Source organism: Paenarthrobacter sp. DKR-5 (assembly GCF_018531425.1).
In the GTDB taxonomy this organism is placed as follows: Bacteria; Actinomycetota; Actinomycetes; order Actinomycetales; family Micrococcaceae; genus DKR-5.
Genome location: NZ_JAHBOI010000002.1, coordinates 400300 through 414859, shown reverse-complemented (window position 1 = coordinate 414859; position 14560 = coordinate 400300). Strand labels below are relative to the sequence as shown.

The 14560-nt window shown below is 63.4% G+C and carries 16 protein-coding genes and 1 pseudogene; 4 read left to right on the top strand and 13 right to left on the bottom strand.

From position 1 onward, the window contains the following. Positions 1 to 104: 104 nt before the first annotated feature. The 5 genes from KIH31_RS05335 to KIH31_RS05315 form a co-directional block, all read right to left on the bottom strand. A complete protein-coding gene (locus tag KIH31_RS05335) occupies positions 105 to 980 on the bottom strand; it encodes a fumarylacetoacetate hydrolase family protein (RefSeq protein ID WP_214426037.1) in 876 nt (291 codons plus the stop codon). 132 nt (positions 981 to 1112) lie between these two features. Continuing rightward, entirely contained in the window at positions 1113 to 2180 is a 1068-nt protein-coding gene (locus KIH31_RS05330) for an Ldh family oxidoreductase (protein WP_214426036.1), read from the bottom strand. Next, positions 2177 to 3448 (bottom strand): MFS transporter, encoded by a 1272-nt coding sequence (locus tag KIH31_RS05325; RefSeq protein WP_214426035.1) that lies wholly within the window; start codon positions 3446 to 3448, stop codon positions 2177 to 2179. The genes KIH31_RS05330 and KIH31_RS05325 overlap by 4 nt, the downstream gene beginning before the upstream one ends. A gap of 216 nt (positions 3449 to 3664) precedes the next feature. Next, positions 3665 to 5116, bottom strand: coding sequence for an NAD-dependent succinate-semialdehyde dehydrogenase (locus KIH31_RS05320; protein WP_214426034.1), 1452 nt, complete (start codon positions 5114 to 5116; stop codon positions 3665 to 3667). A gap of 54 nt (positions 5117 to 5170) precedes the next feature. After that, positions 5171 to 6421 (bottom strand): iron-containing alcohol dehydrogenase, encoded by a 1251-nt coding sequence (locus KIH31_RS05315; protein ID WP_214426033.1) that lies wholly within the window; start codon positions 6419 to 6421, stop codon positions 5171 to 5173. Between the two features lie 40 nt (positions 6422 to 6461). Between KIH31_RS05315 and KIH31_RS05310 the strand changes: the two genes are divergently transcribed. After that, positions 6462 to 7346 carry a GntR family transcriptional regulator gene (locus KIH31_RS05310; protein ID WP_307857550.1) on the top strand — a complete coding sequence of 295 codons (885 nt, stop codon included), beginning with the start codon at positions 6462 to 6464 and terminating at the stop codon, positions 7344 to 7346. After that, positions 7343 to 8278 (top strand): C-terminal binding protein, encoded by a 936-nt coding sequence (locus KIH31_RS05305; protein WP_214426031.1) that lies wholly within the window; start codon positions 7343 to 7345, stop codon positions 8276 to 8278. The genes KIH31_RS05310 and KIH31_RS05305 overlap by 4 nt, the downstream gene beginning before the upstream one ends. Before the next feature lie 89 nt (positions 8279 to 8367). Here KIH31_RS05305 and KIH31_RS05300 read toward each other — a convergent pair whose 3' ends face one another. The 4 genes and pseudogenes from KIH31_RS05300 to KIH31_RS05285 all read right to left on the bottom strand — a co-directional run bounded on the left by KIH31_RS05300 (position 8368) and on the right by KIH31_RS05285 (position 10343). Further along, positions 8368 to 8607, bottom strand: a complete 240-nt coding sequence (locus tag KIH31_RS05300; RefSeq protein ID WP_214426030.1) for a hypothetical protein — start codon at positions 8605 to 8607, stop codon at positions 8368 to 8370. Between the two features lie 224 nt (positions 8608 to 8831). Next, a complete protein-coding gene (locus KIH31_RS18465) occupies positions 8832 to 9188 on the bottom strand; it encodes a zinc ribbon domain-containing protein (RefSeq protein ID WP_374224848.1) in 357 nt (118 codons plus the stop codon). Positions 9189 to 9234: 46 nt separating this feature from the next. Further along, positions 9235 to 9953 (bottom strand): annotated as a pseudogene (locus KIH31_RS05290) (SDR family oxidoreductase). 33 nt (positions 9954 to 9986) lie between these two features. Beyond that, complete coding sequence (locus KIH31_RS05285) at positions 9987 to 10343, bottom strand: SPW repeat protein (protein ID WP_214426028.1); 357 nt, start codon at positions 10341 to 10343, stop codon at positions 9987 to 9989. A gap of 339 nt (positions 10344 to 10682) precedes the next feature. Here KIH31_RS05285 and KIH31_RS05280 point away from each other — a divergent pair, with 339 nt between their 5' ends. Next, entirely contained in the window at positions 10683 to 11300 is a 618-nt protein-coding gene (locus KIH31_RS05280) for a TetR/AcrR family transcriptional regulator (RefSeq protein WP_214426027.1), read from the top strand. 59 nt (positions 11301 to 11359) lie between these two features. Here KIH31_RS05280 and KIH31_RS05275 read toward each other — a convergent pair whose 3' ends face one another. The 4 genes from KIH31_RS05275 to KIH31_RS05260 all read right to left on the bottom strand — a co-directional run bounded on the left by KIH31_RS05275 (position 11360) and on the right by KIH31_RS05260 (position 13368). Then, the gene (locus tag KIH31_RS05275) at positions 11360 to 11653 is read right to left on the bottom strand and encodes a hypothetical protein (RefSeq protein WP_214426026.1); all 294 of its coding nucleotides are present in this window, start codon (positions 11651 to 11653) and stop codon (positions 11360 to 11362) included. A gap of 117 nt (positions 11654 to 11770) precedes the next feature. Further along, positions 11771 to 12076 (bottom strand): DUF1508 domain-containing protein, encoded by a 306-nt coding sequence (locus tag KIH31_RS05270; RefSeq protein WP_214426025.1) that lies wholly within the window; start codon positions 12074 to 12076, stop codon positions 11771 to 11773. Between the two features lie 452 nt (positions 12077 to 12528). Continuing rightward, positions 12529 to 12846 carry a hypothetical protein gene (locus KIH31_RS05265; protein WP_214426024.1) on the bottom strand — a complete coding sequence of 106 codons (318 nt, stop codon included), beginning with the start codon at positions 12844 to 12846 and terminating at the stop codon, positions 12529 to 12531. A 54-nt stretch (positions 12847 to 12900) separates the two neighbouring features. Then, positions 12901 to 13368, bottom strand: coding sequence for an Hsp20/alpha crystallin family protein (locus KIH31_RS05260; protein WP_214426023.1), 468 nt, complete (start codon positions 13366 to 13368; stop codon positions 12901 to 12903). 293 nt (positions 13369 to 13661) lie between these two features. On the opposite strand from KIH31_RS05260, the gene KIH31_RS05255 reads away from it, so the two are divergent. After that, positions 13662 to 14531, top strand: a complete 870-nt coding sequence (locus tag KIH31_RS05255) for an amidohydrolase family protein (RefSeq protein ID WP_214426022.1) — start codon at positions 13662 to 13664, stop codon at positions 14529 to 14531. Positions 14532 to 14560 lie beyond the last annotated feature (29 nt).

Below are 14560 nucleotides of genomic sequence, written 5' to 3'. Positions count from 1 at the left end.
CGACTTCCTCTGTATCGAGTGTTTGCTGGTCGCCAGCTGCTCAGTGGAGCGCGGTTAGGTGCATGGGCCACCTGCTTTCCTCCACGGGGATTTGTCTATTTGGTTCAGACGAGCGTGTTTTCGAGGGTGCCGATCTGTTCAATCTCGATGCGGATTTCGTCACCCGCGCTTAGCCATTTCTGCTTGTTCTCGGGGTATCCAAGGATGACGCCGTCTGGTGTTCCGGTGAAGATGATATCGCCCGGCTCCAATGTCATGTACCGGGAGATGTAGCTGATCAGGTAGGCGCAGCTGAAGATCATATCTTTGGTATTGGCCTTCTGTCGGACCGCACCGTTTACTTCGCACTGGATTGCCAGATTCGTTGGGTCGATCTCGTCCTGTGTGACGAGATACGGGCCCAGCGGGGCGAAGCCGTCCGATGACTTGCCGAGCATCCACTGTCCGGTGCGGAATTGCAGGTCCCTTGCCGAGAGGTCGTTTCCCACCGTGTACCCGAAGACGTGGTCCAGGGCGTCTTCTTCGGATACGTTGCGCGCCTGCTTTCCTATGACTGCAACCAGTTCAGCCTCGTAGTCGAACTGTGTGGCGTCTGCAGGGAGGCTCACAGGTTCTTTATGGCCGGCGAGAGCGTTGTTGTATTTGTTGAAAAGGATCGGCGATTGGGGGATTTCCATCTTTGATTCTTCTGCATGGTTAATGTAGTTCAGCCCCACGCAGATGATTTTTTCAGGGTGAAGGACGGCCGGGGCAAATCGCGTTGCTTCTTCGCTGGTGTAGAGCTCATCGAGTTCGCGGGCGTTTTCGAAGAGGACATTGATCTTTTCAAGCCCTGGTTCTCCCTGTGCGATGAGTTCTTGCATGTCGCCGGCTGCCGTTTCGTTCAGTTTTTCGGCGGCTTTGTGCAGGTTGAAGATTCCGCGGCTCGTTTTGAGCCCGAGGGTGACCCGGTTGTCCTCGTAGAAGTGGAGCAGGTGCATGACTGTCCTTTCGGTCTGAGAGTGAGACGGCGTGCTTGGGAGATTTGGCCGTCGGCGGGAGGTCGTTCGGTTGGTGCCGTCAAGCCCGCTCCCCACGTTGCGCCGGGAGGCACGGCTTGACGGCTGCACCGGTTAGAGGCTTCGGATGAGTTCTTCGCTGACGTCGGCTTTCTTTGCCAGTGTCAGCAGCCCGGCGGCCACCGAGGGGGGCAGGCTGATCCCGTTGGCCATGTTGGTGTCCTTGGCCTTGAGTTCGATCTCGCCGGGCATGTAGATCGCGTCGTTACCCGGGGCCAGGGGCGAGCTCTTGATTTGGTCGATGTAGCGGTCGACCGAGGTTTTGAAGATCTGCGGGTCAAGGAAAGCGGAGATCTTGATGGCCATGAAGAAGTGGCTGATGCGGTTGGGGCTTTCCAGTTCCTGGTACATGGAGTGGATGTCAGTGCCGAACTCTCCGCCGCTGAGCAGCGCGGAGAGGACTTCAACGATAACCGCCAGACCGTAGCCTTTCGGTCCGCCGACGGGGAACAGGGATCCGCCGTTGATTACCTCGTCGGGAACGGTCGTGGGCTTTCCGTCGCTGTCCAGGCCCCATCCTTCGGGGATGGGCTCGCCCTTGCTTTTTGCGTTGAGGATCTTGCCCAATGGAACCACGCTGGTGGCCATGTCGACCACGATGGGGCGGTGGGTCTGGGCCGGTACGACGACGGAGAGCGGGTTGTTGCCGATTCGCGCTTCTGCTCCGCCTGGCGGTGGCATGAGCGGTTCGACGTTGCTTACGGCGACTCCGATCAGGTCCTGTTCGGCGAGTTGTGCGGCCCAATAGGCGGCCGCTCCGAAGTGGTTGCTGTTGCGGACGCTCACTGCGGCTATCGGGGTGTCCTTCGTCTTGGCGAGCAGGACGTCCACCGCCCGCTGCGATACGACCTGTCCGAATCCGTTGTCGCCGTCGAGGACTGCTGTCGCGGCCGTTTCGTTGAAGACCTTTACTTCGGGCGTCGCGTTCATGACACGGTTGTTGAGGCGTTGCAGGTAGGTTTCCATTCGCAGGACGCCGTGGCTGCTCACTCCGCGCAGGTCTGCGTCGACGAGCGAATTGGCGACGATATGCGCGTCCCGGTCGGTCAGTCCGTTGTTGCGGAGGATGCCGGCGCAGAGATCAAGAAGTGCGCGGGCTTGAATGTTGTGCGGGTCGTTCACTGGAGCGCTCCTTCAGGGGCCGGAGTGGTTGAGGGTTCGGGGCGGAATTCGTCGCGTTCCTTGAGGAAGACCAGGTAGACCAACGCAGCGGCTCCTCCGATGATGCCGGCGATGACGAGGGCGTAAACGAAGCTGCCGGTGACGGTGGCAATGAATCCCGTCAGGATGGGAGCGATCCAGCCGGCGATGTTTCCGATGAAGTTTTGCATGCCGGCGAGAGTTCCCGACGCGCCGCGGGGAGCGATTTCGGACACGACGGCCCACGATGCACCGTTGGCGAACATCATGCCGCCCAGCGAAGCTGCGATCAGCAGCACAGCCGAGAGCTGATCGGCTACGAAGGCTGCGGGGATGATGGCGAGGGAGAGGATCATGCCGATGGCCATCACGCGTCGGCGGGCGCGGACGGCGGGGGTGCCGTTCTTGATCATGCGGTCTGAGAGGTATCCGCCAAGCAGGGCGCCTACAGAGGCTGCCACCCAGGGAAGGATGGCGTAGAAGCCTGCGGTGATGAGGGTCATCTTCCGTTCGGTGACCAGGTAGACAGGGAGCCAGGTCAGCATGAGATAGAGAAGGTAATCCTGGGCGAAGAGACCGTAGAGGATGGCCCAGACGTTTTTGGAGCGAAGCATCTGGCCCCAGCGGATCTTGACCGCCGGCCCGGTGAGCGGTTCGGGCTCGCCTGAGGTGATGTGCGTCAGTTCCGCGGCGTTGACTTTCTTGTTGTCCTTGGGCTTGTTGGTGAAGTGGAAGAGCCACAGGGCTGCCCAGATCAGGCCGATCACGCCGGTAAGGAGGAACGCCGTCTGCCATCCGAAGCTTGTCACGACCCAGGCGACGGCGGGAGTGGTGAGGCCGGCTCCGACAGCGATGCCCATGGTGAAGAGCCCGTTGGCGATACCCCGTTCACGGGAGGGGAGCCAGTCGGAAATGACACGTACGTTGGTGGGGAAGGCAGGCGACTCGCCGATGCCCATGAGCGCCCGGACCCCAATGAGAAGGCCGAAGGAGCGAACCATGCCTGTGAGCATTGAGCACACCGACCACCAGATGATCGCCACGGCGTAGATGGCGCGCGGACCGATCTTGTCCACGAGAACACCGATAGGGATCTGCATCAGGGCGTAGGTCCAGAAAAATGCGGAGCCCAGTACACCGAATTCGATCTTGTTCAGACCCAGGTCTTTCATCATGGAGGGTCCGGCGACCCCTAGAACCGAGCGGTCCAGATAGTTGATGGAGGTCGCCAGGAATATCAGGACAACCACAATCCATCTCTTGTTTGTGCGTATCACAACTACCATCTCCTTTGATTTAGTCGTCTAACGGGTGGTGCTACTGCAGTCCTTCACGCGTCCTGACAAGGTTGCTGGAGCGTAAGGGGCTGCTCTTACGGTTGCCCAGAGCAGGGCCGGGCGCTTGTGCGGCTGGTTCGCGAGGGGCGGGTGATGGGGATTCGGCCGCCGGCAGGGTGTCGGGGGCTGTCACCATTTGGTGGCGATGTATTTGGTTTCCATGAATTCGAGCATCCCGTCCTGGGATCCTTCACGGCCAAGACCGCTCTGTTTCACTCCTCCGAACGGTGCCGAGGGGTCCGACAGCAGTCCTTGATTGATGGCGATCATGCCGGACTCAATACGGTCGGCCACAGCAAGGCCGCGCCGCAGGTCCCGCGTGTAGATGTAGGCGGAAAGACCAAGGGCGGTGGAGTTGGCGGCGTCAATGGCTTCGGTCTCGGAGTCAAAGGGGATGATGCTGGCCACAGGCCCGAAGATCTCTTCCCTGACGATCCGGGAATTAGACGGTACGTTGGCCAGCACGGTGGGCGGATAGAAATATCCCTCCCCTTCCGGACGGATGGCCCCGAGCAGGATCTGCGCCCCGTCGTCGACGGCCGCGGCCACGAGGTTGTCAACTTTGTTTACGGCCGCTTCATTGATCAGGGGGCCGCAGCCGGTTGAAGGGTCCGTCCCGGCTCCGATCACCAAGGCGCCCATCTTTGCGGCAAGACGGTGCCCGAGTTCGTCGGCTACTGAGCGGTGCGCATAAATGCGGTTCGCTGCAGTGCAGGCCTGCCCCCCGTTACGCATCTTCGCGATCATGAGGCCCTCGACCGCTTCATCAAGGTCGGCGTCTTCAAATACCAGGAACGGTGCGTTGCCGCCCAGCTCCATGGAGGTCTTCAGCACGTTGTCGGCGGACTCGTGCAGCAAAATGCGCCCGACTTCGGTGGAGCCGGTGAAGGACAGGGCGCGCACCCGGTCCTCGTGCAGCATTGCCGATACGACCGGGCCGGACTGCTCCGTTGTCAGGACGTTCACGACACCGTCGGGAACCCCGGCGTCGCGACAGCATTCGGCGATCAGATACGCGGTGAGTGGGGTCTCCGTGGCGGGCTTAAGAACGACCGTGCAGCCCGCGGCGAGAGCCGGTGCGATCTTTCGGGTTGCCATGGCCGCCGGGAAATTCCACGGAGTGACGAGTACGGCCACTCCAATCGGCTCGTACTGGGCCAGAATCCGGTTCGAGCCTGTCGGGGACATGCTGATCTGGCCCTTGGCGCGTACCGCTTCCTCGGAATACCAGCGGAAGAATTCCGCGGCGTAAGACGTCTCGCTACGGGCGTCGGCGAGAGTCTTTCCGTTTTCCTTTGAAATCAGTTCGGCGATTTCATCTGCCCGCCGGCTCATCTGTTCGAAGCAGCGGCGCAATACTTCGGCTCGGTCCCTGGGTGCGGTTGCCTTCCATGCGGGAAGCGCTGCCGCTGCCGCATCGACGGCCTGGATACCTTGCTGCACGTCGGCGTTGGCTACGGTTGCGATGGCTTCGCCGGTAGAGGGGTTGAAGACAGGGATGGCCGGCAGAGCGCCGGAGGCCGACTGGCCGCCGATCCACAGGCCAACGTTCTCGAGGGAGGCTGCAATGGCAGTTGTCATGGATGTTCTCGTTCTTTCCGTGAGTGAGTCTTTCGGTCTGTTTGGGGGCTGTATTCAGGCCGCTGACTCAAGCAAGCTGTGTTCGCCGCGGTAGGCCGCCGCAGCGATGATCTCGAGTGTCTCGACGTCCAGGGGGCGAGGGTTGTTCTCGATCAGGCGGGTCGCCTTCATAGCCTGGGCTGCCAGCCAGCGTTCCTTGCCGGACGGCATCCCCAACGCTGCGAGAGTCGGGGGAATCCCGATGTCAGTCAGGAGCGCCGCGACGTGAGCGATAACAAGGTGAGAAAGCGACTCATCGTCCCCGTGTCCGTCACCGATGTCGAAGGCGCGCGCGAGGGCCGCGAACTCCGGTACCCGGGCGGGGCGGTTGAACTCCATGACGTATGGAAGGAGTACCCCGACTCCTACTCCGTGTGGGGTATGGGTCGCGGCTCCAACGGGGTATTGCAGCGCGTGTGCCGCTGCCGTGCCGCCGGTGCCGAGCGCGAGCCCTCCTGCCGTTGCGGCGAAAACCATGTCATCGCGCGCTGAGGTGAGGAGTTCGGCGTCTGCGTGGCCTTTTACGGCGGTTTTGAGGCTTCTGCCGATCGCAGCGGCCGCGGCGAGTGCGTACTGGTCACTGAGCAGCGATTTTCCGACGAACACCCGTTCTGCGGCCAGGCCGGGTGTTGCGGGTCGCTGGATGGCGGTGAAGGACTCGATGGCGTGGGACAGCGCGTCCGTTCCGACGGCGGCCGTCAGACCTGGCGGGGCACCATCAGTCAGTTCAGGGTCGCAGACTGCGGTCACCGGAACGATGTAGGGACTGGAGATGCCGATTTTCATTTCCCTGTCGGGGTCGCTGACCACGGCGACGGGTGTTGCTTCCGAGCCTGTTCCGGCCGTGGTGGGGACCGCGATGACCGGGACTGTCGGCCCCGGGACAGCGAACTCCCCGTAGTAGTCCTGCGGTTTGCCGCCGTGGGCGAGCAGGATGGCGATGACCTTTGCGAAGTCCATGCAGGTCCCGCCTCCGATGCCGATAACGACGTCGACCCGCTCGTCCGCGAGCTTCTCCCTGGCATTTAGGATGTCGGCCACGGGCAGTTCGGGCCGAACATCGGCCACGATCGTCAGTGCGATGCCCGCGTCTTGCAGCTGTTGCATCATTGCCGTAAAGGCGGGCTCCTTTGCCATACGCGCATCGGTGATGACGAGCGCGCGGCGCGCTCCCGCCGGCAGGTGACGGGCGAGGGCATGGCGCTGGCCGCGCCCCATCAGAATCGTTGCGGGTTGGCGGAGCAACCCCAAAGTTGGCTGGTGCATATATTCCTCTTCGAATTGCCTGTCTCGGGCGCAGCGGCCCATGCACCCTGGACACCACATTGCTTCTCGTCAGGGCAGTGCCGGTTGTGTGTGGAAGCTCTTGAAAAATCAGATCCGATACGATCCAATGTGTAGATACTTGAGGAAAGGTTCGGCCATGTCAAGAGATAAACGTGATCTAGATCATGCAGGTGTCGAACCGGACCAACCGTCTTTGGGAGGAGGCAGCCGGCGGTTGGGACGATTGGGGGACGGGGTATACGACACGTTGCTGAACGAGCTGCTCTCCGGGTCGATCGAGCCGGGCTCGCGGATTATGATCGACCGGCTTTCGCGCACCCTGGGGGTGTCCCAGACCCCGATCAGGGAAGCGTTGCTGCGGTTGGAAGCCCAAGGGCTGGTCACCAAGACACACCTAGTGGGATACCGCGCCGCCGAGCGGATGAGCCGCCGCCAGTTCGAAGATCTGTATGAGATGCGCCTCTTGCTTGAACCGTTCGCGGCGACCCGCTGTGCTCAACTGGCCTCCGATGCTCAACTCAAGGCGCTCGAAAACATGACCGGTGAAATGACGCGCCACTCTGGCCGTGGGTCCTACGCTTCGTTCGCGCAGCAGGACGCAGAGTTTCACGAATTCATTGCCTCGTGCGGCGGGAACGCCCTCGTACATGAAAGCCTCTCAGCGCTCCACGGCCACCTTCACCTCTTCCGCCTGCAGTTCAACACCCAGGGAACCGCCCAAGCACTGAGGGAACACGAGCAGATTCTCGCGGCGATCAAGAACCGAGCCCCCGAGACTGCGGCGGCACTGATGAAGAAGCACATCGAGAATTCGCGGCACCGGCTGCTCGACGCATACGAGAAGCGGAAATCCCCCGAAACACCGCAACCTGACGAACGAGACAGAAAAATGGAGAAATCATGAAAGTCCTGCTCACCGACCAGGTGTTTCCAAGTGTCGAGACCGAACGTGCACTGTTGAGCGAAGCAGGACATGAGCTGGTCATCGCCTCCACACCGGAAGACCTCAGGCACCACCTCGCTGATGCGGACGCCGTCCTGACGACCTATCAGCCCTTGCCCGAGGAGGTGCTGTCCACCATGAAGAACGCCAAAATCATTGCTCGATACGGCATCGGCGTCGACAACATCGACCTGGCGTCCGCTGCCTCGCGGGGAATCATGGTCACCAATGTTCCCGACTACTGTGTGGAGGAAGTAGCTGAGCATGCCATTGCGATGGCACTTTCCCTCCACCGCCGGCTCCACGACGCCGATGCTTCAACCCGTGCGGGGGAGTGGGGAGTCGCTTCCGTCCGCCCCATCCACCGGCTCTCGACGCTTACCGCCGGATTCCTCGGTTTTGGCAGGATCGGACGCAGAGTTGCGTCCACCATGGCCACCTTCGGCTGCCGCATCGTTGCCCACGACCCTTATGCGACCGACCTGCCCTCCACCGTCAACGGTGTTGAAATGGACGAACTCCTCGGGCAGTCCGACCTACTGTTCCTCCATGCCCCGCTCACAGCGGAAACACGCGGAATCATCAACGCCGACACTATCGCCCGTCTGCCTGAGCGAGCCATTGTCGTGAACGTGGCCCGCGGACCCCTCGTCGTGCTCGAAGATCTGATCGCAGCCCTTCGCGCAGACCGCCTGGGAGGCGCCGGACTGGATACCTTCCCCACCGAGCCCGTTGACCCCGGCCTCCTGATAGACGTGCCCAACCTGCTGGTAAGCCCACACACCGCTTACTACTCAGAAGAAGCCATCACAGAATCACAACGGAAAGCAACGAACCAAGTCATCAAGGTCCTCTCCGGCGAGAAAGCCGACTACCCCCTCACCGCCGGATAAGGCGACGGACCTCGAAAAGCCAAGTGGGGGACCGTCAAATTGGGGTGTTACCTAATCTGACCCGAATGTGTGGTGTGACCGTTTGGGGGTCAGTACCAGTTGTTGGAGGTCTCGTGGTCCCAGACTCCGCAGGGAGATCCGTAGCGGCCCTCGATATAACCCAGTCCCCAGTCGATCTGGGTGCGGTAGTTCGTCAGCCAGTCCGAGCCGGTGGAGGAATATTTGTCTGGCGGCGGGGCCTCGGCCACGCCGTGGGCCCCGCTGGAGGGGCTGGTGGTGTGGGTCATCCAGCGCGATTCCTGGCTCCAGAGCTTGAGCAGGCAGGACATCTGGTCTCCGCCCCAGCCGTGGCGCTGAGCCGGGCCGAGGCGTACGCCTGCGCGCCACCCGGATTGTTCACCGCACCGTCGGAATGCTGGGCAGCAGCACGTTGATCGGGATGAGGCCCGCCGCCGCGGCCCGCCGCCGCGGCCCGCCGCCGCGGCCCGCCGCTCGCCGGCGTGCCCGGCTCGGGGTCCGTCTATCTGGTGGTGCAGCGGTGGTTGGGGGTAATTTACCAGTGCCGGTGGTGTTCGCCGTGGTGCCACCCCATTGGGTCCGGCAGCCGTCCACGCCATCCGGTGCGTCCGTAGCCGTGTCCCCATCCCCGGTCGAAGTTCGCCTCCGGGCCCAGGCGTGACCGGCAGTGTTTGCAGACTGTTGCACCTGGTTTGATGCTCTCTTTGCAGTAGGGGCACAGTCCCTGGTGTTCGGATGCGGCGGCGCCGAGATAGGAACCGCAGTGTTTGCAGATCACCGCCCCCGCTTTGATCGTTTCCCTGCAGTAAGGACACTCGGCAGTTCCCCCGGCAGCTTCTCCAGGGGTCCCTGCCTGGTTCTCGTCCGGCGCTGGTGCTGGTTGCTCGCTCATTGATTGTCTTCCCGTGTTTCGTGCCCTCTGGCAGCCCTAGGGGTTCTCAGGTGACGGTGCCGGCGGTTTCGCCGCCGGTGACGTAGCCGGCTTCGTCGGAGGCGAGGTAGACGAGGAGGGCGGCGATTTCCTCGGGCTTGCCGATGCGGTGCAGGGGGACGTGGCCGGTGTCGAAGCTCATGCCGTGGGTCATGGGGGTGTCGATGACGCCGGGGTGGACGGAGTTGACCCGGATTCCGGCGGCCCCAAGGTCCAGTGCTGCGGACTTGGTGAGCCCGCGGACCCGAATTTTGATGCGGTGTAGCCGGGGAGCTGTTCGTATCCGCGCAGCCCTGCGATGGAGGAAAGGTTGATGATGGATGCCCGGCTGTTGGCGGCCAGGGCGTGGACTGATGCTTTGATGCCGTTGAAGACGCCGGTGAGGTTGATGTCGATGATGCGCGCCCATTGTTCATGGGTGTAGCTGTCGATGCGCCCGAAGTCGACGATCCCGGCGTTGTTCACCCGGACGTTGAGGATACCGAATGCGGTCAGGGCGTCGGTGACGGCGTTGGCCCAGTCAGCGGGTCGCGGGCTGCCCCGCTGATCAACGCCACCTTCCCGTCGAGTCGTCCCATCGTCCTGTTCCTTCCTGCTCCGCTGCAGCGGCCCCCCCGTCGGTAGTCTTCCCGTTCTTACGGGCGTCGATGCCGGGAGGGAGCTGCGAAGGGTATGAGTTCCACGGCGGTTGCCCGGGCCTGTTTCGGGCCGGGCAACCGCCCTCATACTCCCCACGCCGTGCGTTACTCTCGGGTTTTTTTAGTGGGAGGGCATGATGCGGTGGTGTTCGTCCATGCTGGGCCTGATCGCGGTCGCTGTGACGATCGCGGCGATTGCTCCGGCTATCCAGGAGGTCCATGCGGGTCCGGGGTAGCTGGCGTAGGAGCCGGCCCAGGGTGCGAGGAACAGCAGGGCGCCGGCGACCGCCTGGGCCCATTCCACGGTGGGGGTTCCGGGCATGGCGAGGTTCACTAGGCCGCCGATGATCAGCAGTGCCCCGAAAACGAGCATGAGGGCCATGGAGAGGCCGGCATGTGTCGTCCAGAGTACGGCGAGCACCGTATAGAGTCCGGCAGCGGCTGCGATCCAGTCCTGCCATCGAGTCCATTTCTTCATTTCAGACCATCCTCCTAGGGTGGGGCGCCCTGGTCTTCGGCGGGAATTGTCACCGGGGCGGGGCCGTTTCGGGCCTGGTGCGGCGGCGCTCACTGTGACTATGGGGACCCGGGCCGGTTTCCCCTTTACCCCTTTTCCCGGACCCGGGCACATCTTCAGTGGATACCTCCTTGCGTGTGGCAAACAGGGGAGAAGGTCACCCGCCGCGGGCCCGCGTTTGGGGGCCATACGGCTCTGTGCCGTCCTGCGGCGCCCGGGAAGCATGGCCTCGGGGCTCCGGGGCGCGGTGTCTGCAGCCGGATGGTCGCGCCCTCAAGGACCGGGAAAGGCGGTGTTGTCATGGAAGAACCAGGCAGGACCAGGTTCGGGGGTTCAGGGGCAGGCCGGCACGGGGGTGCCCGGCAGAGGATCCTGGAGGCGGCGCGGACCGTGTTCGCGGCCAACGGGCTCGAAACAGCGGATTACCGCCAAATAGCGCGGGCTGCCGGTGTGGGTGAGTCCGTGGTCGGGCAGTTTTTTCCGCGGAGGGCGGACCTCCTGGCGGCGTGCGTGGAGCTGCCGATCAATCCGGAACAGGAACTGGCGGACGTCGCTGTGACGGAACCGGGTCTTCGCGCGGAAGCCGTCGTACGCACGCTGCTGCGGGTATGGGATTCACCGGCGCAACCTGGGCTGGTCGCCCTTGCCGGCAAAGCCATCGGGCCGGGCGCGGGGCTGATGAGGGAAATCTTGCGACGGCGCATCCTGGGGCCGGTGATGCAGGACGTCGAGGGCGACCCGGACACGGTCCGGCTCCGCGGGTCGCTCGTGGCCAGCGAGCTGAGCGGGCTGATTATCGTCCGGTACCTCATCAGGCTGGACCCGCTGGCCGCCGCCGGCCACGACGAAATCGTCCGGATGATCGCTCCGGCCGTGCAGCATTACCTTACGGGGGACCTGCCCCGAGGCTTCCCTTGAAGATCCCGTGCCCGGAACAGTTCCCACGTAATCGGAGGAAGGCCGGACTTAACCTTCCTTTAGGCGGCCGCCGGTTCGAGAAGCCGTAGCTCGCAGGGCGCGTTGAAAGGGTCGCTGCCGGCGGGGAGGCGGCCGGTACGGGAGCTCGTGGTCAGTTCGTCCAGGGGTTCCGCCTGCACGACCGCGTAGCGCAGGTCCACGACGAGGATTACGTGCGGGACCATGGCGTTTGTCCGGCGGGCGATGGCATACAGGGCACGTACATTTCTGCTGGTGACGATTCCGCGCACTTCGATGAGCGCGGAACGCAGGTCCATGTCGAGACGCACGACGACTTTAAGTTTGTGAGGCATAGTGTTCTCTCCGCGTACGTGGGGTTGGTGGCGGGTGGTTTCAGAATGTCGGTGGCGGGCATGGCGCGCCTGGGCCTGTCAAGGCCGGGGAAGATTACGAGGCAGGAGGGGGACGGGTCAGCTGCCCCGCACCAGGCGGAGGGTGCCCGGGTGCGGGTGCGGGTGCGGGTTGCGGGTCAGGCGGTCCGGGCCCGCCTTCGTGCGGGCGGTGTCATCGGCTTCGGCCGGGTTGAGCATACGCAGGTCGGTGAGGTCGGTGATGTGTGCCATGGCTGCGTTCTCCCGCACGGCTGTGATGGCAGTGACTGCGTGCACTTTCTGCTCGTAGCCGCCGGAGATGGCCAGGACGTTGCCGTCGTCGCTGGCGAGCCGGAAACGGAACTGTGAGTCGCGGTCCGTGAAGATTTCGAATGTGCCGGCCATGCATATCCCCTGGTCCTGCTCGTCTGTCGGAGGGCGCCCAGCACACCGATAGCGGCTTGATGAAATAATTAATTCATCAAGCCATTCCATGGTCGCCTGTGGCCGGGCCGGGGTCAACGTGTTTGCGGGATTATTTTGCTGGTCTGCGCCCCGAGGCGCGTTTGAGGAGGAAGGATGCCGCAGCCGCCAAGGGCACGAGAACCCCGGCGCCGGGGAGCAGGAACAACAGGCACCCCAGGGTGAGGCTGATCAGGGATGCCGGTCCGCCCAGCGACGAGGGGCAGGCCGGTGCCGGCCAGCACCCGGAACACGGCAGCGGCCACACACCCGGCGGCGGCTGCCGTGATGGAAGCCCCGACCGGGTCCCGTCACCGGCTCCCGCCACCGGCTCCGCCCAGCGGCCTGGCCGCGACGGGCAGCCCGGTCAGTGCTCTCCTCGGCAGGCAGTGTCATCAGGGTTTTTCGTGACCCGGGTGTGCCCGGGGTCGGTGCCTGGTGTCGTCCGTGGCCCGGTCAGCCTGGCCGGGTCGTACGGCGTCGAAGAAATGCTGGCCGCCCGCGGCAGCTGAGGCGCTGTGGGCCTGGTTGAGGATGAACCGGATGTCGTCTTCGTCCAGTTGGATTTCGCCGTGGGGGTCCACCTGTCCGGCCACTCCCGTTGCCGCCGCGACGGCCGTGGTGATGCGGCGCGGGAGGATCATGATCCCGGGGTGCCCGAGGAGCCAGCGGCGGGTGCCAGGGCCCAGCTGGTCCCAGTGCTGCCTGATCATCGGGTGCGCCCGGCGCCGGCGTGCCGGCTGTTGGCGCGCATGCCTGCAGAGTCCCTAGCTGCGGGTGATCTGCAGTTTCTTTTTTGCAGGTGCATCGGCGCCGTCCGGGAGGGGGGTCCTGACTTCAAGGACGCCGTCCTTGTAGGAGGCTTTGATGTCCTCGTCCTTAACGCCCTCGGGGATCGGGATGTCGCGGGAGAAGGAACCGTACCGGAATTCGGAGCGGTACCGGTCCTTATCCTTCTGCTCAGTTTTTTCCTGCCGCTGGGCGCTGATGTGCAGGACGCCGTCGGACACGGACACATCGATGTCCTTATCGGGATCCACCCCGGGCATGTCGGCGCGGACCACCAACGTCTTGTCATCCACGAACTCCTCGACCCGAATCGATCCCGCTTCACTCACGGGGCCGAACATGCGTTCCATGGAATCGAGCAGCTCGAACGGTCCGCGGCGGAGCATCTCGAACGGCGCGGTCCAGCGTGAGGTTTCCAGCGGGGACCACTTCAACAGATCAGCCATGACAAATCCACCTAACATCCGGAAACTACGAGGGGCCCGTTGCGGGCTTGACGTGCCCTGCGGACGGAACTGTCGCCCCGCCACGTTCCCGACGACGTCGTCTTCGTCCCCAGCATTCCACGCAACCCCTCAGGAAAGCGGCTCGAAATCCCACTCAAGCGCGTCATCCAGGGCGCCGTGCTGGGCGATGCCCTGGACCCAGGCGTGCTGGTGAGGCCCGATGATGTCGGCGAGACAGTACGGCTCATCAAGGAAGCATTCGCCGCATGACTACCACCAGGAACGCAAATCCCATGAATATTCCCGACCTCGTCGCCATCGACATGCACGTCCATATCGAAGCCGACGGCCACGGCCACACCGACATGCCTGAGGACTTCCGCGAAGCCGCCCGCAAGCATTTCGGCACCTCACACGAACCGCTGAACGTTGACAGCGTGGCCGCGCACTACCGCGAACGCAACATGGCCGCCGTCGTCTTCACCGTTGACCACGAATCACAGACCGGGCACCCACCCATCTCCAACCGGGAGATTGCCACCCAGGCTGCCGCGCACCCGGACGTCCTCATTCCCTTCGCCAGTATCAACCCCGCCCGCGGGGAAGACGGCGTCCGGGAAGCGAAAATCCTCGTTGAGGAATTCGGAGTCAAAGGCTTCAAATTCCACCCCAACCTGCAAGGATTCTTCCCGAACGATCAAGTGGCCTACCCCCTCTACGAGGCCATGCAGGAACTGGGGGTTCCCGCGCTGTTCCACACGGGACAGAGCGGAATCGGGTCCGGAATGCCAGGCTCGGGCGGAATCCGGTTGAAATACTCCAACCCGATTGTGCTCGATGACGTGGCCGTGGATTTCCCGGACCTGAAGATCATCATGGCCCACCCGTCGTTTCCCTGGCAGGACGAGGCACTGGCCGTCGCGGCGCGGCACACCAACGTCTACGTCGACCTCTCCGGCTGGTCCCCGAAATACTTCCCGCCGCAGCTGGTGCAGTACGCCAACTCACTCCTGCGGACCAAAGTCCTGTTCGGCTCCGACTACCCGATGATCCCACCGGGCCGCTGGATCGCCGATTTTGAAAAACTGGCCATCAAGCCCGAAGTCAGGCCGCTGATCATGCGCGAGAACGCCATCCGGCTGCTTGGCCTCGACGGAGCCTGAGCCTGCCCCAACTACCGACGAGGAAACAG